General features: G+C 60.5%; 21 protein-coding genes and 1 pseudogene. 7 read left to right on the top strand and 15 right to left on the bottom strand.

The annotated features are described in order from the left end of the window. Positions 1–3 precede the first annotated feature (3 nt). Genes NLY44_RS15750 through NLY44_RS15730 form a run of 5 tightly spaced genes read right to left on the bottom strand, consistent with a single transcriptional unit; the run spans position 4 to position 5,704 of the window. The gene (locus NLY44_RS15750; RefSeq protein ID WP_023804774.1) at positions 4–1,437 is read right to left on the bottom strand and encodes an NAD(P)/FAD-dependent oxidoreductase; all 1,434 of its coding nucleotides are present in this window, start codon (positions 1,435–1,437) and stop codon (positions 4–6) included. Further along, entirely contained in the window at positions 1,437–2,615 is a 1,179-nt protein-coding gene (locus NLY44_RS15745; RefSeq protein ID WP_023713984.1) for a M20 aminoacylase family protein, read from the bottom strand. The genes NLY44_RS15750 and NLY44_RS15745 overlap by 1 nt, the downstream gene beginning before the upstream one ends. Continuing rightward, on the bottom strand, positions 2,612–3,421 hold the full coding sequence (locus NLY44_RS15740; RefSeq protein ID WP_050588874.1) for an ABC transporter permease: 810 nt from the start codon (positions 3,419–3,421) through the stop codon (positions 2,612–2,614). The genes NLY44_RS15745 and NLY44_RS15740 overlap by 4 nt, the downstream gene beginning before the upstream one ends. Beyond that, entirely contained in the window at positions 3,418–4,617 is a 1,200-nt protein-coding gene (locus NLY44_RS15735) for an ABC transporter permease (protein WP_023686279.1), read from the bottom strand. The genes NLY44_RS15740 and NLY44_RS15735 overlap by 4 nt, the downstream gene beginning before the upstream one ends. 31 nt (positions 4,618–4,648) lie before the next feature. Then, entirely contained in the window at positions 4,649–5,704 is a 1,056-nt protein-coding gene (locus NLY44_RS15730; protein ID WP_023696855.1) for an ABC transporter substrate-binding protein, read from the bottom strand. A 121-nt stretch (positions 5,705–5,825) separates the two neighbouring features. Between NLY44_RS15730 and NLY44_RS15725 the strand changes: the two genes are divergently transcribed. The 6 genes from NLY44_RS15725 (at position 5,826) to NLY44_RS15700 (ending at position 10,849) form a co-directional block, all read left to right on the top strand. Further along, positions 5,826–7,160, top strand: coding sequence for an aspartate aminotransferase family protein (locus NLY44_RS15725; RefSeq protein ID WP_023713980.1), 1,335 nt, complete (start codon positions 5,826–5,828; stop codon positions 7,158–7,160). After that, complete coding sequence (locus NLY44_RS15720; RefSeq protein ID WP_023713979.1) at positions 7,160–7,897, top strand: GntR family transcriptional regulator; 738 nt, start codon at positions 7,160–7,162, stop codon at positions 7,895–7,897. The genes NLY44_RS15725 and NLY44_RS15720 overlap by 1 nt, the downstream gene beginning before the upstream one ends. Positions 7,898–7,974: 77 nt before the next feature. Then, complete coding sequence (locus NLY44_RS15715; RefSeq protein ID WP_023713978.1) at positions 7,975–9,003, top strand: ABC transporter ATP-binding protein; 1,029 nt, start codon at positions 7,975–7,977, stop codon at positions 9,001–9,003. 31 nt (positions 9,004–9,034) lie between these two features. Further along, positions 9,035–9,970, top strand: coding sequence for a 3,5-dioxohexanoate:acetyl-CoA acetone transferase (gene kce / locus NLY44_RS15710; protein ID WP_023713977.1), 936 nt, complete (start codon positions 9,035–9,037; stop codon positions 9,968–9,970). Beyond that, positions 9,967–10,440 (top strand): acyl-CoA thioesterase, encoded by a 474-nt coding sequence (locus tag NLY44_RS15705; RefSeq protein WP_286457608.1) that lies wholly within the window; start codon positions 9,967–9,969, stop codon positions 10,438–10,440. The genes kce and NLY44_RS15705 overlap by 4 nt, the downstream gene beginning before the upstream one ends. Further along, a complete protein-coding gene (locus tag NLY44_RS15700; RefSeq protein ID WP_050592897.1) occupies positions 10,412–10,849 on the top strand; it encodes an oligopeptide/dipeptide ABC transporter ATP-binding protein in 438 nt (145 codons plus the stop codon). The genes NLY44_RS15705 and NLY44_RS15700 overlap by 29 nt, the downstream gene beginning before the upstream one ends. A gap of 277 nt (positions 10,850–11,126) precedes the next feature. On the opposite strand, the gene NLY44_RS15695 is transcribed toward NLY44_RS15700, so the two are convergent. The 8 genes and pseudogenes from NLY44_RS15695 to NLY44_RS15660 all read right to left on the bottom strand — a co-directional run bounded on the left by NLY44_RS15695 (position 11,127) and on the right by NLY44_RS15660 (position 17,746). Next, a complete protein-coding gene (locus tag NLY44_RS15695; protein ID WP_023669865.1) occupies positions 11,127–11,819 on the bottom strand; it encodes an amino acid ABC transporter permease in 693 nt (230 codons plus the stop codon). A gap of 17 nt (positions 11,820–11,836) precedes the next feature. Further along, positions 11,837–12,553: an amino acid ABC transporter permease gene (locus tag NLY44_RS15690; protein ID WP_023669866.1), complete on the bottom strand. Its 717-nt coding sequence runs from the start codon at positions 12,551–12,553 to the stop codon at positions 11,837–11,839. 67 nt (positions 12,554–12,620) lie between these two features. Further along, positions 12,621–13,447 (bottom strand): annotated as a pseudogene (locus NLY44_RS15685) (transporter substrate-binding domain-containing protein). Positions 13,448–13,471: 24 nt separating this feature from the next. Then, positions 13,472–14,212: an amino acid ABC transporter ATP-binding protein gene (locus tag NLY44_RS15680; RefSeq protein ID WP_023669868.1), complete on the bottom strand. Its 741-nt coding sequence runs from the start codon at positions 14,210–14,212 to the stop codon at positions 13,472–13,474. 57 nt (positions 14,213–14,269) lie between these two features. Further along, entirely contained in the window at positions 14,270–14,833 is a 564-nt protein-coding gene (locus NLY44_RS15675; protein ID WP_023669869.1) for a peroxidase-related enzyme, read from the bottom strand. After that, positions 14,830–15,312: a CMD domain-containing protein gene (locus tag NLY44_RS15670; RefSeq protein WP_023669870.1), complete on the bottom strand. Its 483-nt coding sequence runs from the start codon at positions 15,310–15,312 to the stop codon at positions 14,830–14,832. Before NLY44_RS15670 ends, NLY44_RS15675 begins: the two co-directional genes overlap by 4 nt. Then, positions 15,309–16,778 carry an NAD(P)-binding domain-containing protein gene (locus NLY44_RS15665; RefSeq protein WP_023804775.1) on the bottom strand — a complete coding sequence of 490 codons (1,470 nt, stop codon included), beginning with the start codon at positions 16,776–16,778 and terminating at the stop codon, positions 15,309–15,311. The genes NLY44_RS15670 and NLY44_RS15665 overlap by 4 nt, the downstream gene beginning before the upstream one ends. Then, positions 16,775–17,746 (bottom strand): LysR family transcriptional regulator, encoded by a 972-nt coding sequence (locus NLY44_RS15660; protein WP_023669872.1) that lies wholly within the window; start codon positions 17,744–17,746, stop codon positions 16,775–16,777. Before NLY44_RS15660 ends, NLY44_RS15665 begins: the two co-directional genes overlap by 4 nt. 231 nt (positions 17,747–17,977) lie before the next feature. Between NLY44_RS15660 and NLY44_RS15655 the strand changes: the two genes are divergently transcribed. Beyond that, the gene (locus NLY44_RS15655; RefSeq protein WP_031197587.1) at positions 17,978–19,048 is read left to right on the top strand and encodes an NAD/NADP octopine/nopaline dehydrogenase family protein; all 1,071 of its coding nucleotides are present in this window, start codon (positions 17,978–17,980) and stop codon (positions 19,046–19,048) included. 210 nt (positions 19,049–19,258) lie between these two features. Here NLY44_RS15655 and NLY44_RS15650 read toward each other — a convergent pair whose 3' ends face one another. Then, positions 19,259–19,906: a hypothetical protein gene (locus NLY44_RS15650; protein WP_023669873.1), complete on the bottom strand. Its 648-nt coding sequence runs from the start codon at positions 19,904–19,906 to the stop codon at positions 19,259–19,261. 34 nt (positions 19,907–19,940) lie between these two features. Further along, the gene (locus NLY44_RS15645) at positions 19,941–20,675 is read right to left on the bottom strand and encodes a HupE/UreJ family protein (protein ID WP_023713974.1); all 735 of its coding nucleotides are present in this window, start codon (positions 20,673–20,675) and stop codon (positions 19,941–19,943) included. Positions 20,676–20,721: the final 46 nt, after the last annotated feature.

The raw sequence follows: 20,721 nt of genomic DNA, 5'->3' as shown, positions 1-20,721 counted from the left end.
CGTTTATCCTTTCCTTGCGCGGAGGTTGGCTTTCGAAGGGGTGACGCCGGACGGGGCCAGTCCCGCGAGCCATCTGGTCAAGAGGTCGGGTTTTCGGCCGGCATGTTCGAGATCGTCGCGCCGCCGCACCGCGCCACGAACGAAATGCGCGCCGACGAACCGGAATGGTTCGGATGGGAAGCCTCGCGTCACTGGGCGCACGAGCGCCGAATGGGTGAGCTCGGATTCGCCGCCGGTCAACAGGCCGGTCAGGATCTTGCCGCCGAGATAGGCCATCGTCGTGCCGTTGCCGGAGAAGCCGTAGCCGTAGACGATGTCGCGGTTGGCGGGCAGGGCGCCGAACAGTGGCACGCCGCTGACGGTCCGATCGATCGGGCCGTTCCATGATGTATCGAGCGGAAAGTCGGCGAGCGCCGGGTGACCATCCCGCAACGCGCGGCGCATGTCGGCGACCCGTGGCGATAGACCATGAAACCGCCTGTCGACGATGCCGCCGAGGCCGATGACGCCGCCACTGACGCCGACAGACAGCCGACCATCGCGCGTCGGCGACCAACCGCCGACGAAAACGCGGGAATCGATCATCAGCGGCGCGCGGCGGTAGCCGATCTTGTCGAGAAGGTCTGGAATGGGTTTTGACATGGCGTCGTCGCTGGAGATGTTGAAGATTGCCGGCGCCAGTTCTCGAATGGCGCCGGACCATGCATTCATGGCAAGCACAATCTTGCCGCAGGACACAGTGCCTCTCCCCGTCTCCACCTTGAGCGTGCCGTCGCGCGAAAACCGCGTCATCGGCGACTTTTCATAGATGCGCACGCCGCGTGTTAGTGCTGCCCGGCGCAGGCCGCGCACGAGGAAACCGGGATGCACGGTTGCCGACGACGCATCGAACGCGCCGCCGAGGTGGCTCGTCGTGCCGGCTATCGCTGCGATCTCGTCGCGCGAAACTCGTCGCGCCGGCACGTAGCCATGCGCCGCCAGCTTGTTCAACGCGTCGTCCCAGGCGCCAAGCTGGGCTTCGCACGTCGCACCCCAGATCCAGCCGATGCGATCAAACCAGCTGTCTATTCCCTCGGCCTTGCAGAAAGCCTCGATGCCGCGGATTGCGGCTTCGGATGCCTTGATGATCGAAAGTGCATCGTTTCCGTCGCGCAGCGCGGCGAGCGCGCTGTATTTCGTCCATGCCGAGAGCACCATGCCGGAGTTGCGGCCGCTCGGGCCACCGCCGCAAATGTCGCGCTCGACGATGACAACATCGAAGGCGGGATTGTGCTCCTTGAGGCGTATAGCGGTCCACAGGCCCAGATAGCCGCCGCCGACGATGCAGATGTCAGCCTGCGTCGCCTCTTCGAGCGGAGGCGCAAGGTCTGGGTCCTCGGGCAGGGCCTGCCGCAGCCAATGGCTTCGCCAGACGATGTCCTTTTCCGTCAGTTGCATCACGATGCGCCTCTGGCTGATAGGCGGCGCTCCACGAGCCTGACCCAAAGGCTCGCGCCAATCGGCAGGATTGCGTCGTTGAAATCGTAGTTGGTGTCGTGAGCCGCGGCCTGGTGCGCATCGTCGGCCTGGCCGAGCAGGAAATAGCAGCCGGGCCGCTGTTCCAGCATGTAGCAGAAATCTTCAGAACCCATCTCGGGAGGCGGATCGATGACGAGACTTGCCGGTCCCATCACCTCGTTCACAATCGCGATCATCGCGTCGGCTTGCGCCGCAGTGTTTATCGTCGGTGCGAAGGGCGTTTCGTAGCGGAGGTCGACGCCGGCGCCAAAAGCTTCAGCTTCGTTTTTCGCGATGCGGCGGATTGCCGTCTCCAGCGCCTTTTGAACCTGGTGGTCGAAGGTGCGCACGGTGCCGGTCAGAAACGCCGTATCGGGGATGGTGTTGAAGGCTTCGCCTGCGCGCAGGCTGCCAACGGTGACGATTGCGGGAGAATGCACATCGGTGACGCGGCCGGGCAGGGCTTCGATTGCCAGCAGGATGCGCGCGGCGATGGGGAGTGGATTGATCGCCAGATGCGGCATCGCCGCATGGCCGCCCCTTCCGTGGACGACGATCTCGAAGCGATCGGCCCCCGCGGCCACCGTTCCGCGGTGGACGGCGATCTCGCCGAGCGGCCGTTCGCAATTGTGCAGCGCGTAGACTTCATCGCAGGGGAAACGCTCGAAAAGGCCCTCGTTCAGCATGGCAAGCGCCCCACCTCGACCCTCCTCGGCCGGCTGGAAGATGAAATGCACCGTGCCGGCGAAGTCGGGCGAGCGAACAAGCGCCGAGGCTGCGCCGAGCAGCATAGTGGTATGGCCGTCATGGCCGCAGCCATGCATCCGCCCGGGGGTGCGGGACGCATGCGCCAGCGGCCGTGCCTCAGTCATCGGCAGGGCATCCATGTCGGCGCGGATGCCAAGGCTGCGACCAGCGCCAAGCCTGCCCCTGAGCGTGCCGACGACACCTGTGCGTCCGACGCCTTCGGTCGTCTCGATGCCCCACGCGCGCAGTTTGTCCGCCACGAAACGGGCCGTCTCGAACTCTTCGAAACCGAGCTCGGGATTGGCATGGAGATGCCGCCGCCACGCCGTCATCTCGGTCTCGAGTTGCTGCACCGGCGGAACCAGTTTCATGCCGATGCCTTTGCGCGGAGAGCTTGCGAGCGGCTCTGCAGGATAGCGATGAGCCCAAGCAGGATCGCCGAGAAAGCCATCAGCAGCACGGCGACAGCCGCGATGGCAGGGCTGATGGACTCGCGCACCCCGGAGAATATCATGCGGGGCAAGGTTCGCTCCGCGCCCGTCGAGAGGAAGCTTGCGACGACGACTTCGTCGAAAGAAATGATGAAGGCGATGATGGCCCCTGTAACGACGCCCGGCGCTATCAGCGGCAGCACCACCTTGAAGAAGGTGCGCATGGCGCCGGCGCCCAGCGATGCCGCCGCACGAACCAACGTCCGGTCGAAGGTCGAAAGACTGGCGACGACGGTGGTTAGCATCACAGGCACGGCCATCGCCGTGTGCACCAGAATGATTGATAGCTTGTTGCCAACGAGTCCCAGCGTGGCGAAGAATGAAAAGGCCGCGACGCCGACGATGACGACCGGCGTCACCAAAGGCGCGGCGATGATCGCGTAGAGGATCCGTTTCCCGGCAAAATCACCCCAGGCGAGCCCGATCGCCGCAGGTATTCCGAGCAGCAAAGCCAGAACCGTGGTGGATAGCCCGATGACGACCGAGTTCCACAGCGCGTTCGGCCAGCGCTCGTCGATCCACAGTTCGGCATACCAGCGCAACGACCAGCCCGGCGTCGGAAATGCCAGCGAATTGCTCGAGGTCAGCGACATGGGGACCACGATCAGCAGGGGCAGGATCATGAAAGCCAGCAACGTCGCCGCATAGGCATACATCAGCCCTTTCCGGAAGCGGTCGGCGCTCATGCGACATGCGCCTTGCTGCGGAAGAGGACGGATGCCGTCCAGAACAGGAACGCAAACAATACGAGGATCATCAGCAGTTGCAGGGAAAGCGCTGCGCCCATGCCCCAGTTCAGCGTGCTGTTGGTGTAGAAGGCTATGTAGCTGGAGATCATCTGGTCTGTCGGCCCGCCGACAAGCGTCGGGGTGATGTAATAGCCGAGCGCGAAGACAAAAACGATCGCCCCGCCGGACAGGATCCCGGGCAGGATCAACGGCAACTGGACGCGGCGCCACGCCGTGAGCCACGGCGCCCCCAACGACAGCGCCGCGCGCATGTAGGTGGTCGGAACCCGCCGCATGACGGCGACGACGGAGAGGACCATCATGGGCAGCAGAACCTGAACCATCGCCAGATACAGCGAAAAGCGGGTGTAGATGAGGTCGAGGGGTTCGCTGACGATACCCAATCCGAGCAGTGTGGAATTCACGGGACCGTTCTTCTGCAGCACGATGATCCAGATGACGGTGCGCACCAGCAGCGATGTCCAGAGCGGAAACAGGATCAGCGCGAACATCAGCTTCGACCAGGCAGGCGGCGCGCTGACGATCGCCTGCGCCAGCGGCACGGCGAGCACCGCGCAGATGACCGTCACCACGATGCTGATCCAGATCGTACGCAGCAGCGCGTCGACGAAGATGGCGCGGTCGGCCGAAACGGCTTCGATCGAATTGTCCGCGCCGCGCTTCAGGTCGAGGCTCGCAAGCAGATAATAGTCCGTTCGCGCGCTTTGCTGACGCGCTATGACCTGCCAGAGATCGATGTTTTTCCAGCCGGCCTGTTTGGCGAGCACCTCGTCGCGCACGGGGCGCATGCCGAGCTTGCCGTCGGCCGCATCCTTTGCCGTCTTGATGACGAGGAAACGGCTACCGACAACGCGCTGGTTCACGAGTTGCGCCAGGACGCCTTCCTTCCCGGCGCGCCGCGCGTCGGCCAGGTCCTCGACGAGTGCTGCAAAGACGGGTTCGCCAGGCAGGCCGCTCTCTGCTTTCCAGCCGGCAAGAGCGGCAATGGTGCGCGGCAGGTTGTTCGAGAAATCCGAGTTGTCGACGGCCAGAGCGAGGAAGCGCGCCACCGGCCACAGAAACAGAATGACGACGAATAATATAAGCGGAGCCGTCAACAGGGCGAGCATGCCGCCCCGTTGGCGTCGCTTCATAGCCGGTTTTGTCCCGACCAACATGCCCAAGTTACTTCGCGAGCCAGGCCTTGAAGCGTTCTTCCAACGCTTCCTTGTGCTCGGTCCAGAAGTCGTTGTCATAGGCGGCGCCGTACTGGAGGTGCTCCGGCGACGTCGGCAGGTTGGCCTTCCAGTCCGCGGGAATGAGGTCGGCGGCTTCCTTGCGGCCGGTGCCATAGGCATAGAGCTTGGAGAAGCCGGCCTGGTTTTCAGGGATGGAGAACCACTTGAGGAGATCCAGCCCGCCTTGCTGGTGCGGTGCGCCCTTCACCACGGCCCAGTAGTCGGTGCCGTAGAAGAAGCCGGCGTCCCACGCGATGGCGTAGGGCTTCTTCTCGTTGATGGCTTCGTTGGTGATGCGTGCATTGAACGCGTCGCTGAGCGTCACTTCGCCGCTGTCGAGGTTCTGGATGCCCTGCGTCGTGGTGGACCACCAGACGACGTTCGGCTTGATCTTGTCGAGCATGGCGAAAGCCCGGTCGACACCTTCCGGCGTGGCCAACACCTTGTACATGTCCTCGCGTTTCACGCCGTCGGCCATGAGCGCGTTTTCCAGCGTGAACTGCGCTTGCTGGTAGAGGCCGCGCTTTCCTGGAAATTTCTCGACGTTCCAGAAGTCCGCCCAACTCTTTGGCGCGGCGTCGCCCTTATAGACATCGGTGTTGTAGGCAAGAACCGTTGCCCATGTGTCGGACGCGACACCGCATTCATGCAGGGTGCCTGGGAGATAATTCGCCGCGTCGCCGGTGATCTCGGGCGTCAGCGGGACGAACAGGCCTTCGGCGCAGCCGACCTCCATGGCGGGCGCTTCCACCGAGACGACGTCGTAGGTAATGTTGCCCGCCTGCACTTGGGCACGCACCTTGGCGACCTCGCCGCCCCACTCTTCCATGATGATCGGGACGCCCGTCTTTTCGGTATACTTGTCCCAGACTCCATCCTTGTAGGCCTTGTCCCATGTACCACCCCAGCCGACCACCGTGACGGGATCGGCCGCGGACGCGGCAAAAGTCGAGGTCGCGAGGCAGATAGCGGCGGCAGATACGGCTTGCAGATAAGTCCTCATCGCAGTTCCCCTTTCTTATCGTTGCGGATTTGATCAAATTTCAAACGCAAAATGGATTGATTAGCAACAGGAATTTGCGATAGGGTGCAAAAAAGTTAAAAAGACAAGGGGATTTGATCGAATGCTGCAAGGCACTAGAGACGTGCGCGCCAATGTCAGTCTCGCTGCTGTTCTGGACGAGGCGCGACAGTGTTTCGCTGACGCCAACCCAAACAGCCTGGCGCGTCAGAACGAGGCCGCGGCATCGTTGCCGGGCGGCAATACGAGGGCTGTACTTTGGTACCCGCCATTCCCTGTTTCGTTCGTCTCCGGCGAGGGCTGCAGGGTGACCGATCTGGACGGCCATACCTATGTCGACCTGGTCTCGGAATACAGCGCCGGCTTCTACGGCCACTCCGACAAGGCGATTTCGGCGGCCCTTGTGGACGTCATACAGGGCGGCATCATGCTGGGTGCACCCAACCGCTACGAGGCGCGCCTGGCAGCGGCGGTGGTCGAGCGTTTTCCAGCCATCGAGCGCGTGCGCTTCTGCAACTCGGGCACCGAGGCGAACATCATGGCGATTTCCGCCGCTCGCGCCATCACGAAGCGTTCGAAGATACTCGCCTTCCGGGAAGGCTATCACGGCGGCGTACTGACTTTTGCGCATGGCGGCTCACCGCTCAATTTGCCTTTCCCCTTTGTTTTCGCCGACTACAACGATAGTGCAGGCGCCGTGGCGCTCATCAAGGAACAGGGCGACGAGCTTGCCGCCGTCATCGTCGAACCGATGATGGGCGGCGGCGGCTGCATCCCGGCGACACGCGAGTTCCTGCAGGCGCTGCGCACAGCGACGAAGGAGACCGGCGCGCTGCTGATCTTCGACGAGGTCATGACCTCGCGCCTCGACTATCGAGCGCTCCATGGTGCGCATGAAATTTTTCCCGATTTCGTGACGCTCGGAAAGTACATCGGCGGCGGTGCGAGTTTTGGCGCATTCGGTGGACGCGCCGACCTCGTCGACCGCTTCGATCCGGCTTTGCCTGGTGCGTTCTCGCATGGCGGGACGTTCAACAACAATATTCTCAGCATGGCTGCTGGTTTCACCGGTCTGACGCAGGTGCTGACGCAAGAGGCGAGCCGCGCCATCAATGCGCGCGGCGATCGCTTGCGTGAAGCGATGAACGTCTCCCTTGAACGACATGGCGTCGAGGGCATCGTCATAGGGCGCGGGTCGTTGATGAACCTGCATTTCGTCAGGGGGCCGGTGGACAAGCCGGCGCGGCTCGACGATGCCGATCCATCGGTGATTGCGCTGTGGCATATCGAGATGCTGTTGCGAGGGTACTACGTGACGCCGCGCGGCATGCTGGCGTTGTCACTGCCATTTGGCGACGCCGAACTCGACGGCTTCGCCGCCGCATTCGACGATTTCCTGTCGAGCAACCTCAAAATACTGCCCCGCCGGACAAACTGATGCTCGATCGCAAGGATGCCACCGCCGGCTCGGCCGCGCAAAAGACAGCTCATGTTCGTGTCCATACGGGCTTGAAGGAAGCACTGATGAACGGTGACTTCCTGCCCGGCCAAAGACTGGTCGTGCGACAGCTTGCCGAACAGTACCGGACCAGCGCCATGCCGGTGCGCGAGGCCTTGCGGCAACTCGTCAGCGACGAGGCGATGTTCGACCACCCAAACCGGGGCGTCATCGTCCCCGAGGCCACGGTGGCGCGTATTTCGGATCTCGTGCGTGTGCGCTGCAGCGTCGAAGGGACCGCGGCCGAATGGGCTGCGACGACCATCACGCCCGAAGAACTCGATGAATTGGCGAAGCTGAACAGCCTGATGCGCGAGTGCGTCGAGAGCAACGTCATGGCTAACTATCTCGGCCTGAACAGGCGGTTCCATTTCACGATGTACCATGCCGCGCGGTCACCTCTCATCCAGCAGATCATCGAGAAATTGTGGCTGCAGGCAGGACCGTTTTTGAACATCGTCCGCTCGGACGTGACCTACGGCCTGGGCCTGGACCATCACGACGAAATGCTCGCGGCGCTGCGTCGCGCCGATGGCGCGGCTGCGCGCAAGGCCTTGGTGGCCGATCTGCGCGAGGCCGCCGACATCATTCTTCGCGCCGCGGCGGCGGCTGAGGCGCAGCCTGCTCGAAAGCGCTCGACTTCGGTGCGCCGTGATCCGAAGGCGCAGGCTCGGTGATGGGCGGATCTCCGCGTGGGCCGGTTCACGTCGAGTTTCGCGGCGTCAGCAAGCGCTACGGGCATGCGGTCCAAGCGGTGCGCCAGCTCGACCTGGAAATCATGCGCGGCGAATTCCTGACGCTGCTAGGCCCTTCCGGGTCCGGCAAGACGACGGCGTTGATGATGCTGGCAGGATTCGAAGATACGACCGAGGGCGAAATTCTCATTGACGGTCAGCGCATCGACAACGTTCCCGCCAATCGTCGCGGCATCGGCATGGTGTTCCAGAACTACGCGCTTTTCCCGCACATGACGGTCGCCGAAAATCTGGCTTTCCCGCTCGAGGTCCGCAAACTTGGCCGCGAGGAGGTCAGGCGACGTGTCGGGAACGTTCTCGACATGGTCCAGTTGCCCGAATTCGGCAATCGGCGGCCAGCGCAGCTTTCGGGCGGGCAGCAACAACGCGTGGCGGTTGCCCGGGCCCTGATTTTCGAACCAAATCTTGTCTTGATGGACGAACCGCTTGGCGCCCTCGACAAGCAGCTGCGCGAGCAGATGCAGTTCGAGATCAAGGATATTCACGCCCGGCTGGGCGTGACCTTCGTCTACGTCACGCACGACCAGACTGAAGCGCTGACCATGTCGGACCGGATCGCAGTGTTCAGCGCCGGCCGCATCGAGCAACTGTCGACGCCGCGCGAACTGTACGAGCGTCCCGCGGCGAGCTTTGTCGCAAGTTTCATCGGCGAGAGCAACCGCATGTTGGGTGCCGTGCTGGCCGGGAGCGAGGATGGCGGCGTATCCGTCCGCCTCGACGACGGCGACGTTGTGTTGAACGCCATGTCCTGCGGTGCTGCGCTTTCTGCGGGTGTCAGGGTGACGCTGTCGATAAGGCCCGAGCGCCTGTCCGTTCTGCAGGACGGCGTCACGGCGCTCAACGAGATTCCGGCGACGGTCGTTCAATCAATCTACGTCGGCGATCATGTCCGGCTCGTCGCCGCGACCGCGAGCGGCCAGAAATTCATCGTCAAGCTAGCCACTTCATCGTCTCAGCCGAAGCTCGATCCAGGTACGGCGATCCGGCTGGGCTGTGGTCGTGAGGATTGCCTCGCGCTCGATAGATAACAACAAAAGGCAGACAAGGGAGACTCTAACCATGAAGAAATCGCCGAAAGTCGTCATCACCTGTGCGGTCACCGGCTCGATCCACACGCCGACGATGAGCCCGCATCTGCCCATAACGCCGTCAGAGATCGTCGATGCCGCCGTCGGCGCAGCCGAAGCTGGCGCCTCGGTGATCCATCTGCATGCCCGCGACCCCGAGACGGGCAAACCGACCCCCGATCCCAAGCTCTTCATGGACTTCCTGCCGCGCATCAAGCAGCAAACCAACGCGGTGATGAACATTTCTACCGGCGGCGGCCTCAAGATGACGCTCGACGAACGTCTCGAAGCCGCTCATGCCGCCAAGCCCGAACTCTGCTCGCTCAACATGGGGTCGATGAATTTTGCCTTGCACCACATCGCGCCAAAATACACCGAATGGAAGTTCGACTGGGAAAAGCCTTATCTCGAGGACACCAAGAACGGCATCGTCTCCAACACGTTCCAGCAGATCGAGCGCATCATCGTCGAGGTCGGCCAGGCCTATGGGACGAAGTTCGAGTTCGAGTGCTATGATGTCAGTCACCTCTACACGCTGGCGCACTTTCTCGACCGCAAGCTGCTGAAGCCACCGCTTTTCGTCCAGACGATCTTCGGACTTCTAGGTGGAATCGGCTCTGACCCCGAAGACATGATGCATATGCGCAGGACGGCGGAGCGACTGTTCGGAGACGACTATCTCTGGTCGATCCTTGCAGCCGGCAAGCATCAGATGAACCTTTGCACGATGGGAGCGATCATGGGCGGCAATGTGCGGGTTGGGCTGGAAGACAGTCTCTATGTCGGCAAGGGCGCGCTTGCCAAGAGCAATGCCGAGCAGGTCGCCAAGATCAAGCGAATCCTTGGCGAACTCTCGCTTGAAATAGCGACGCCCGAAGAGGCGCGGCAGCTGCTGGATCTCAAGGGTGGCAACGAGGTCGGGTTTTGACCGCGCCCGGCATTGAAACCTATGTCGGCGTCGTGCACCCTTGGATGTGCGACGCGATGGGCCATCTCAACGTTCGTCACTACGTCGCCATGTTCGATGATGCCAGCTTTCAACTGCTGGGCAGGATTGCCGCTCCCAATCTAACGCCGACTCTCGGCTGGGCGGACGTCAGGATGGAGATCGACTATGCGCACGAAACCGCGGTTGGAACCTTGGTCACCATTCGCTCGGTTGTCGAAAAGGTTGGGAAGTCGTCTCTGACCTATCTGCATGAAATGCGCGGCACGCTGGACGATGTGCTGCATGCACGCATGCGCACCGTAACGGTGCGCTTCGATCTTCAAGCGCGGAGCAAGATCGAGATCGAAGGCAAGGCCGACAAGCGAGCGCAAATCTCCCGAGGGGTGAAGCCGATGCGCATGCGTGGTCAGAGCGCAGATCATGAACCTGTTTCTGAAGCTGCGCGATGATTTCGGAATGTCATGTCTTCTCATTGCGCACGATCTGGCCATCGTTCGCCAGGCCGCACAGCGCGTCTACGTGATGTATCTCGGCCGCGTCATGGAAGAAGGTGAGAGCGGCGCGCTCTATAGCCAGCCCGCACATCCGTATACACAGGCGCTGCTCAGCGCGGTCCCGTCGACAAATCCAGTTGAGGAGCGCGAACGTCAGCGGATCATTCTAAAGGGAGATGTGCCAAGCCCTGTGAATCCGCCGACCGGATGCCGTTTTCGTACGCGCTGCCCTGCCGTGCAAAGTGTTTGTGAGACATCGCCTCCGGTCAACAGCTTGTCGGAATCGAATCTCGCAAGTTGTCATTTCGCTGGTCGGATCAAAGCGGGTATCCTGCAGGAATACGACGTGAGACAAGTCGGATAAACCGGCGTGGGAGACGGAGAGGCCCAGGTTCTCCAATATTGATGCGTACTCGCGGCGCCGAATACGGCTTGGGGATCTCCATGCCAGTAGCCGGAGACCGGATTCCTCTGGTCGGCACAGTCGCAACGTTGCGTCGGCGCGATCGGTGCTTCAGTCGGCATTCAGCGGTACATGCATCGGCTACTTGGGTTTCTCCTCAAGCTTTTCATCCCCGAAAGAATTGCCTCCCAGGTGCGGCTCGATATCCGAAGCTTGACGATTCTATCCCACATTCGCCTCACGTCCGCACCCTCAACGCCTGCTCCAGCCTGTCGGCAATCTGTGTGACGATATAGGCAATCACCATGTAGATCACGACGGCAATCACGAAGGCTTCGAGGTAGTAGTAGTTCAGGGCGGCGGTCAGCTGGGACTGGGCGAAGATATCGACGACCTCGATGGCGAATCCGAGAGAAAGCGCCTTCATGATGACCATCATCGAAGTCGTCAGGTCGGGAATTGCCGTGAGGGCCACCTGGGGAAACAGGATACGTCGAAACAGTTGGCCGCCCGTATAGCCGAGCGAATGGGCCGCGTCCGACTGACCGGTGTCGAATGCATTCAGGGCTCCCTTGATAATCTCGGATTGGAACGCGGCGACACAGCCGGTAATCGCAACGACAAGAATGACCCAATTGGGGGTTTCGTGAGCGTTGAAGTTGATCCCGAGCAACGAGAACAGGAACTGGAATGCGGGCGGCAGACCGAAATAGGCGAGGAAAATCACGATGACCATTGGAACGCCCTTGAAGACGATCTTGTAAGTCATGATGAGCTCTCGCAGAACCGGCACCCGTCTGTATTCGATCAGCGCGAATATGCTGCCGACTATCGTCGACAGGACGAAAATCAAGAGTGCCATTCCAACGGTCACGGGTACGGCACTCAGAATTTCCTGCGTGTCCTGGAGCAAAATATCGGTATCAAACATGGTTGAATACCCTTACGTCAGACGCTCGCGAGGAGCTCGTTCTTGATCTGAGTTGTTGTCGTTGCCTCTGGCGCTTGCATCGGTGATCGAAGCTCGAAGAAGCGCACGATGAGCCATGCGACCAGGCACATCAGCGAATAGATGACCGCCAGGACGAGGTAGGTTTCGAACTGGAACTGGTTGTAGTCGCGCTCCATGATCAAATGCGCAGTCGCCATGACGTCGGCGGCGCCGATGTACATGACCAGCGCAACGTTATGGATCAGGTAGATGACGGAGTTCCCGTAGCCCGGTAGTGCGAAGTGCACCCCTTGCGGGCCGACGACGCGAGTAATTTTCTGCCGGAACGTATATCCAAGGCTATCGGCCGCATCGTGCTGGCCGCGATCGACGGCAAGATATGCAGGCCGCATGACTTCCGACAGATATCCTCCATGGTAGAGGCTCAACCCCACCATGGCAGCCATCGTCGGCGAAATAAAATCTTTGGCGCCGAACAGGATCACCAACAGCGGAAGCCCATAAAACGCGACGAACAGCTGCAGGACGACAGGAACGCTCCGGGCATAGGACACGTAGAGGTCCACCAGGTGACTGATCAGTGGCACCCTGCGAACACGGAGTGTTGTCGCGATGAGAGCCAGACAGAACCCGGAAATGAGGGCCGTAAACGTGATGGCGAGCGTCAGCGGCAGTGCCGTTAGCAACTCGGGAATCATAGCAGATACATCCACTTTGAAACGCTCCTTCTTGCAATTCAGCCTTGCCGCTGACTAGCGAATATGGCCCTCAACGGCCGTGCTATTTCATGTACTGGACGATGCCCTCGCCGAACCACTTCTGCGAGAGCTTCTCGATCGTGCCGTCGTCTTTCAATTCCTTGAGAACCTTGTTCACATCGTCAGCCAGAACCTTGTTCTCGTCTGATCTGTGGATCAGCATGTAGGTGTTGTTGCTGAACACTGGTTCGGACGCCACGATATCGAGTTTCTTTTGCTCGATGACGGTCTGCTCACCGAGATTGGACGGCAAGACGAGAGCGTCGAACTTGCCGTTCTGAACTTCGTCCAGCCGGTTCGGGTAGGGAATGCCTGCACTCGATGCCGTGACATCGAGCTTGTATTGCGGGTTTTCTTTCTGCCAGTTCATGATGAACTTGTAGGTTCCACCGCCGGCCGTGGTCGGAACGATCCTCTTGCCGACCAGGTCTTTCATTTCCTTGATGCCGCTGTCTTCTTGCTGTAGATCTTCATCAGGCTGGCGCCCATGGGATTTTCCGGAATGAAGAACTGCTTGGAGCGCTCGGGCGACTTGTAGTAGCCACCCACCGCGATGTCGTACTTGCCCGTGGCGAGGCCAGTTTCCTGCGCGATGTCAGAGACACCTTCCATCTCGAACTTGTATTGCGGCAGCTTTGCGTTGATCGCCCTCAGGAGATCGGGCTCATAGCCTTGCGGCTCGACGCCGATCGCGCCCCATGCCAGCGGCTTGGATTCGGCAGACGTCGCGATCTTGATTGTCCGAACGGTCTGACCATAACTGACTCCTGCGGTTGCAAGGGCTATTGCGATGCCGCCGACGACAGCCAGGGCATGACGACGGGAAAAGCGGGATGTGATTACAGACATTTCTTAGGTTCCCTTGTTGTTGGATTATTGAAAAGCGAGTTCTGACTGCAGGAATTGAGCAAGTCGTGGGCTGGAAGGCGCGTCGAAGATATCAGCCGGGCTGCCATCGGCGGCGACCACGCCACGGTCCATGAAGACGATCCGGTTGGAGATGTTCCTTGCGAATTGCATCTCGTGGGTCACAAGCAGCGAAGTGATCCCTGACGAGGTGACGTCCTTGATCACCTTCAGGACTTCACCGACGAGTTCTGGATCCAGCGATGACGTAGGCTCATCGAAGAGTATCACGTCGGGACGAACTGCCAGGGCGCGCGCAATGCCGGTGCGCTGGAGCTGGCCGCCCGACAGTTGGGAGGGATAGCTGTCTCGCTTCGGGGTGAGGCCGACCCGCTCGAGCTCCCGCAAGGCGATCTCCCGCGCCTCGTCCGCGGACTTGCGCTGCACGACGACCAGTGGATCCATCACGTTCTGCAGGACCGTCATGTTCTTGAAGACGTTGAATTGTTGAAAGACCATCGCCGTTCGCAACCGGATCGCCTGGACAGCGACCTTGTCGGCACGCTGGTAATCCATCCGGATCTGATCGAACGCGATGGTTCCTGACGACGGCTTGGCCAGGTAGTTGATGCATTTCAGCAACGTGGTCTTGCCGGTGCCGCTGGGGCCGATGATCGAAACCACGTCACCCCGCTTTACCGAGAGATTGACGCCGTTCAGAACCTGCGTGCTTCCGTAAGACAGCTTTACATCTTTGAGTTCAAGCATTGCTGGTTGTCCCTTCGGAAAGTGTGAGACGGACTGCTTCGACCGCATGCGACATCATCACCCGCTCTCCGCATGGCCGAGAACGTGCATCAGCCGGTTTGCCCAGCCGAAGATCGATATGGCGTGGATCAGGTCGATAATCTCGCGGTCGTCCATGCCGACTGATCGAAGCGCGGCGATATCGTCTGCCGTCGCTTCCGACGGGGCCGCCGACAGGCGGCGGGCAAAACTGTAGATTGCCGCATCGCGTGGGCCGAGCGCTTCAGGTTTATCGAGATAGAGCGCGGTGACCACTTCGTCGTTCTTGGTCAGCTCTGCATGCCTGCGGGCGTGAACAACGGCGCAGAATTTGCAGCCATTGACGATGGACGCACCTAATGCACCAAGCTCGCGGTCAGGGCGGGCAAGCCCGCCTTCGACATACATGATGGCGTTGAACAAGATGGTGCGGGCAAGGTAGCTCTCAGGGTCATGCGCAAGGGTGCGCACATATTCCGAAACTTTCTTGGCTGATGGCGTGACCTTCATCGCTTCAAGCTGTTCCGGCGTGGCCTCGGATAGCTCGACCGGCGCTATGTACGGATGCCAATTCAATGGCTTCAGGCGCACCGCGGAAATCATGCCGTCCTCAACAATCGCAGGCCGGTTGCCACCCGCGTCTGGAAATTGACGAAGGCGATGAGCTCGGAAAGGGCGACGATCTGAGGATTGTTCAATCCAGCTTGGGCGAGCAGGGCGATGTGGCCCGCTTCCGCCTTTTTCGGTGTCAGCGTAATCAGGTCCACATGACGTGCGATGGTCGCCAATGGCTCTTCCAAATCCGTTTCCCCCTGGGCTAAGGCCAGAAGCTGCTCAGTCGGATCGAGCTGAGCCAGCTGCACATCAAATTCGGCCATCAGGACCGGATCGGCATTCAGAGCGGCCATGCGACGGGCCAGAGCAACCCGCAAATTAGGCGCAAGCCCTTGGTCGTTTGCTGGCTGCAGGACGGAGAGGCGACATTCCTCGGCCCCCAGCACGAATTCAGGCCGAAACCGACGCGCGCTGAAAAGCGCATCGTGCGGTGATAGACCGGCGGCCTTGTCCATTGCGTCGATCACAGCGCGGCCTCCTTCTCCAACAAGGGTGTTGAATCGACCCATTCGTCGCCCAGAAGTTCGGGCGTGTCGTAAGCGATCAGGTTGGCGAAGTGGGTTTCGACATCTTCGGCAAACAGCGATGCGGCAATGCCGCGGACCAAACGGTCGGCACCCGCGCTGACGGCTGGGATATCACCGGAGACCTTGCCGTGCGTCAGCATGGCGGCGTCGTTGAAGCAGTGGATATGCGACAGCATCGGGCAGGAGCCGGGGACGCGCTCACGAAACTCGAAGGCGGGACCTAGGTCCGGTGCATCGGACATGCCTGCACGCGCCGGCCCCATGTCCGGTGTATATCGGCCATCCGACCAGGTGCGGATATGTGGCGCGATGGCTGCAAATTCCGGGCGGCCGTTGAAGTCGTTTGAAAAGCCGGTTGCCGCGATCAGGAAGTCGTAGCGCATCAGCCCCTGGGTGGTTTCGATAAGCAGGCCTCCCGCATCTTCCGTGACCGCGACGATGCCGCAGTCGAGAAAGAACCGGGCATTGGGGTGGCGAGAAACGCGAAGCGTCGATGAACGCGGCGGCGGCGTCTGGGTTGAGGCGGTGTAGTCGAAGAACTTCCACTTCCAGGCATCGGGCAATTGATGCATGCCGAGTACAATACCCGGACTGCCGATTCCGGTCAGCTTGTTGATGCGCGGCATTTCCTTGCGCCGGATCAACATGTCCACAGATCCGGCGCCCGCCTCGAGTGCGGTTGCGGCATTGTCCATGGACGAGGCACCGGCGCCGATGACCGCCACACGCTTACCTTGCAGCGCGTCGAAATCGATCTCGTCCGCAGAATGGGCCCAATAAGCGCGATCGATGCCCCTGAGGAAATCGGGCACGGCAAAACCGCCCAGACCAGAGCGGCCGGTGGCCAGAACGAGATGACGGGTGAGAACCCGGCCGGATTCCGCGCCTTCGATATCGATCGCAATCAGATCACCAACCGGTGCGACGCCGGTCATGCGCACGCCGTTGCGCACAGGCAGAGCAAGAACCTTGCGGTACCAGACCAGGTAATCCATCCACTGGCCCTTGGGGATTTTGTCCAGCGACCGCCAGGCGTCGACGCCCCATTGCGCCGTGAACCAGGCGCGGAACGTCAATTGCGGCAAGCCGAGCGACGGACCGTGCAGGGTCTTCGGCGACCGGAGTGTTTGCATGCGGGCAAACGTTATCCACGGTCCTTCGAGCCCAGCCGGCGCCGCATCATAGGCGACGACATTGGTGATCCCTGCCAGCACCAGCTTTGCCGTGGCAGCAAGTCCGCACATGCCAGCGCCAATGACCACGACATCACGGACCGGGGCGCCCTCATGCATGCGTGTGGGGACCCAGGGCTTGGCGGGCAGCTCGACAAAGTCGAGATCCTGCGCAAGCTGGGCTTCCAACGCGGCAAGGCCCGTCGATGCTGCCGGGGTGGGAGTATGCTTCATATTCCAGTTCCGTTATTTGTGCCCGACGCGGGATCGTTCACCAATTGGCTGGCCAAAGCTGGATCGAGCTTCTTGAAACCGACGATCGACCGTTCAGCCACCGCTTCGACCGCATCCATCAGCGCCTGCGCGACTGGGCGAAGGGGACGTTTTGAGGCAGCCACAACGCCCCAATAAAAGAGAACGGTTACATCGATCGGGCGAATGACGACCCCAGGCAGGGCGACGCCATAGGCCGTGAGGGGATCGATGACGGCCGCGACACCAGTATGGCGCACGATCTGCAACGCGCCGTAGGCAGTATTGGTCCGGATCACCGGGCCGGTGTCGATGCCCCGGGCAGCGAGTGCCTTGGCGACATGCAACTGAAACCGCAGCGGATTGAGCAACGTAGCCACGCGACGACCCGCAAAAGCCGAAAGCGGTATGACATCAAGTTCAGCCAGCGCATCGTCCTCCCGCACGGCAGCAACATCAGGCGCCGAATAGAGCCGTAGGACATCCAGACCGGGCGTATCGAGCGGCAGGCTTGAAAACCCGATCTCGGCACGTCCGCTGCGCACTTCCTGGGCGACGATCGAGGGAAGAAACTGCCCGAGATGCGTCTCGTGCGGAAGCTCGACACCCTTGAGCTCGGCCAGGGCCGCCGGGATCAAGCCGGTGCCGATCGCGGAGGTTGTGACAATCTGCAGGATCCGCCCACGGCCGGCGGCGATCATCTTGGCCCGCGCTGCAAGTTCGGTGAAAGACATCAACAATCGCCGCGCTTCCTCCTCGAATGCGACACCCTCTTCAGACAGCTGCACCCGTCGACCGATCCGATGCAGCAATTCGAAGCCAAGTTCGGCCTCGAGCTCCTGAATGGTGCGTGTCACCGAAGGTTGGGAACGCCCGAGCATGTCAGCCGCCTTGGTGATGCTGCCGCTGGCAGCAACCGCAAGGAAGGTCTGAAGGTCCCGGGTTTCCATGTTCTCCCTACATGCGTAATTCGTATGATTGACATCGTCTCATTCATTTTTGATATATGTCAAGCGGAAACTAATAGTCGTTGCGGCGTTTGCCGGCTCAGAGCCGGAGTCCTGATCGAAACGGCTGATGGCAACCGACGTGACTTCAATTCGGATCCTCCCGATGAAAAAACTTGTAGGCGGGGACGGCAAGGATTCTCGAACCATAAAGCCGGCGACAGGAGGAATGTTATGCGCGTGAGTATTCTGGGCGCTGGAGCAATTGCCTATGGCCTTGCGGCCTATTTGGCACAATCGGGACATACGCCAACACTTTGGTCACCGTCGGGAGACCGCACCAGAACGTTGGCGACTGGCGAATTATTGAAGGCGACGGGGGATATCGAGGCGACGGTGCCGGTGCGTATTGCCAATGATTGTAAAGATGCCATCGATCACGCGGATGTGGTGGTGATCGCGCTTCCCGCTTACGGCCACAAGATGGTGATGGATGCCGCGGTCCCTCACCTGGCAGATGGTATTCCTGTCATCGTCAGTTCGCACAGTTCGTTCGGCGCGCTGTATCTCTCCAAGCGGTTAGCCGAGCGCAAGGTCAGGTTGCCGATCGTCGTTTGGGGCACAACGCTCTTGACCGGCCGCCAGCTCGGACCAACAGAAGTCCAGGTCACTTCCATTCGCCAGAAGCTTGATGTTGCGACGCTGCCTTTCGATGCGCTCGATCAAGGGTACAAGCTTTGCACGGCCTTGTTCGGCGATCGTTTCGTCAAGCGCGATGGTCTGCTGGCAATTGCGCTCAGCAACCTCAATCCGCAGAACCATCTGGGAATTGCCCTTCTCAATCTCACACGAATGGAGAGGGCCGAGCGATGGAGCCAGGGGGGAAATGTCACTCCTGCCGTTGGTCGCTTCATCGAGGCTCTGGATGCCGAACGATTGGCCATAGCTGGCAATTTCGGTATCGCGGTTCGTACCGTCCAGGAACATTTTTCATTGTCGTTCCACGTCCCCATGAGCACCGTTTCGGAAATGAACCTGGAGATGGATCGCCAAGGTCGTGGCGGCTTTGGCCCGACGACTATCGAGAGCCGCTATATTCTCGAGGACGTTCCGTTCGGCCTGTTACCAACCGCAGTCCTGGGGAAGATCAGCGGAAATCCGGCGGTTCTCCATGAATCCGGAATTTCCATATTGTCGGCGGCTTATGGCCGGGATCTCAAGGGAGATAATGATATTCTTCCTGGGCTCGGCATCGAGAACATGACAAAGACGGATCTTGAAGCCCTTTGCCGCAAGGGGTTTTGAGCGCGCTCGCGGCCAATGCGGCGTGATTACGCTTTGAGGAAGCTAGCGCGACGCTCCTGTTACATCATTGCGAGCTGATTCTAACCAACGACATCCGAAGGGGACCAACACAGGTTGGATATTATCAAACTGTGTTGGTCCGAGTTGGCTATTTCACCTGCTTGATCTCCCCCGGCGCCAAACGGCGCCGGATAAGACGTGCCGTATCGATCACATCATGCGTTTGATGTCGGTGTACGCGCCATTCGTCTTCAGCGTCACGGTGACGTCGGCACCGGTGCGGTTGCGCCAGAACCAACCGTGATTGCCGTCAAAGGCTGCCTCAAGTACGCCCTCGTCCTCTGCAGCACCGCGTCCCTTCTCGTATGAGATGTTTTCGCCGCCGCCGTCACCATGGGTGTCGAAGTTCACCGCCGCGCCATTGGCTGTCCAAGAGTAGTTTGCCTTTGCGCCCTTGGCCATGACGAGCTTGATCTCAGCTCCTTCGCCGGGCTTGAGGGTGACCGACATTTCGTCCGTCCGCAGTTCCTGGGCAGAGGCGGAACCAATCACCAGTTCAGCGAAGACGCGCTCCAGAAGACTCGACTGCTGATCTTGGCCTGGCACTGCGGTCGGCGTGCCGTTTTGCAATTCGCGAAGGCGGTCTTGCTCGGCCTCTTCGGCGAGTTGTGTCTTGATCTCGCCCATCTCGGTGAGCTCGAGCGCTCGCCCAACGCCGGTGGGATCGATGGCGTATTCGGCCGGCAGCACGATGGTCACAAGGATGGCCGCTGCCGCGACAATGGCGATGAGGGTAGATCGGAGGAGCTGCATGGATGTCGGCAGTTCAGCGCGGGTCGGGATGTCTGTGTTGTACATGGGAGAATTCCTTTTTTGATCTTTACTTGGAGGTTCAGGAGACGACCCAGCCGGTGAGTTGATAGCCGATCAGCACAAACCCGGCGGTCATCATGATGGTGTTGGCGGTGTATGCGTGGCGCCAGAAACTGTCGGTCCGGCGCCAGTAGCCCATGACGATAAGGATAGCAGCGAGCGCCAGAAGCTGACCGACCTCAACGCCGACGTTGAAGGCAAGTAGGTTGGGCACGAGCCCGTCGGGCGAGATGTTGTATTCGATGATCTTCGTCGACAGGCCGAAGCCGTGGAAAAAGCCGAAGATCAGCGTCGCGATCTTGGTGTTCGGCTGGAAGCCGAGCCACCTCTGGAAGGCACCCATATTGTCGAGCGCCTTGTAGACGACCGACAGGCCGATGATCGCGTCGATGATGTAGCTGTTGATGCCAACGTTGAAATAGACGCCAAGCAGCATGGTCGTGGAATGGCCGAGCGCGAACAGGCTCACATAGATGCCAATGTGCTTCATCCGGTAGAGGAAGAAGATCACGCCGAACAGGAACAGGACGTGGTCGTATCCCGTCACCATGTGCTTGGCGCCGAGATAGATGAAGGGCAGCAGATTGATGCCCGTGATCTCCTGGATATAGCCCTTGTCGCCTTCGGCAACGGCATGGGCGAGGGCAGTCCACCCAAGCAATGGGAGGGTCAGGAGAGCAATGAGCACAGGAAGGGCAAACCGCCAGCGCGCGCAAGGCGTGCGTGGCGGACCCTTGTAGAAGGATCCTTGCATGAGAATTCCAATCGTCGTCGTTGAGGATGGCCGCGCGTGCGGCCGC

It is taken from the genome of Mesorhizobium sp. C089B, assembly GCF_030323125.1.
GTDB lineage: Bacteria > Pseudomonadota > Alphaproteobacteria > Rhizobiales > Rhizobiaceae > Mesorhizobium.
This window is presented reverse-complemented; position numbering and strand designations above follow the sequence as displayed.

Coding starts and splice junctions, on each gene's coding strand:
- NLY44_RS15665 (WP_023804775.1), bottom strand. CDS start 16,778: ATGAAGCATACTCCCACCCCGGCAGCATCGACGGGCCTTGCCGCGTTG.
- NLY44_RS15730 (WP_023696855.1), bottom strand. CDS start 5,704: ATGAGGACTTATCTGCAAGCCGTATCTGCCGCCGCTATCTGCCTCGCG.
- NLY44_RS15745 (WP_023713984.1), bottom strand. CDS start 2,615: ATGAAACTGGTTCCGCCGGTGCAGCAACTCGAGACCGAGATGACGGCG.
- NLY44_RS15680 (WP_023669868.1), bottom strand. CDS start 14,212: ATGCTTGAACTCAAAGATGTAAAGCTGTCTTACGGAAGCACGCAGGTT.
- NLY44_RS15750 (WP_023804774.1), bottom strand. CDS start 1,437: ATGCAACTGACGGAAAAGGACATCGTCTGGCGAAGCCATTGGCTGCGG.
- NLY44_RS15645 (WP_023713974.1), bottom strand. CDS start 20,675: ATGCAAGGATCCTTCTACAAGGGTCCGCCACGCACGCCTTGCGCGCGC.
- NLY44_RS15740 (WP_050588874.1), bottom strand. CDS start 3,421: ATGAGCGCCGACCGCTTCCGGAAAGGGCTGATGTATGCCTATGCGGCG.
- NLY44_RS15650 (WP_023669873.1), bottom strand. CDS start 19,906: ATGTACAACACAGACATCCCGACCCGCGCTGAACTGCCGACATCCATG.
- NLY44_RS15735 (WP_023686279.1), bottom strand. CDS start 4,617: ATGAAGCGACGCCAACGGGGCGGCATGCTCGCCCTGTTGACGGCTCCG.
- NLY44_RS15700 (WP_050592897.1), top strand. CDS start 10,412: ATGAACCTGTTTCTGAAGCTGCGCGATGATTTCGGAATGTCATGTCTT.
- NLY44_RS15675 (WP_023669869.1), bottom strand. CDS start 14,833: ATGATTTCCGCGGTGCGCCTGAAGCCATTGAATTGGCATCCGTACATA.
- NLY44_RS15660 (WP_023669872.1), bottom strand. CDS start 17,746: ATGGAAACCCGGGACCTTCAGACCTTCCTTGCGGTTGCTGCCAGCGGC.
- NLY44_RS15720 (WP_023713979.1), top strand. CDS start 7,160: ATGCTCGATCGCAAGGATGCCACCGCCGGCTCGGCCGCGCAAAAGACA.
- kce (WP_023713977.1), top strand. CDS start 9,035: ATGAAGAAATCGCCGAAAGTCGTCATCACCTGTGCGGTCACCGGCTCG.
- NLY44_RS15695 (WP_023669865.1), bottom strand. CDS start 11,819: ATGTTTGATACCGATATTTTGCTCCAGGACACGCAGGAAATTCTGAGT.
- NLY44_RS15655 (WP_031197587.1), top strand. CDS start 17,978: ATGCGCGTGAGTATTCTGGGCGCTGGAGCAATTGCCTATGGCCTTGCG.
- NLY44_RS15725 (WP_023713980.1), top strand. CDS start 5,826: ATGCTGCAAGGCACTAGAGACGTGCGCGCCAATGTCAGTCTCGCTGCT.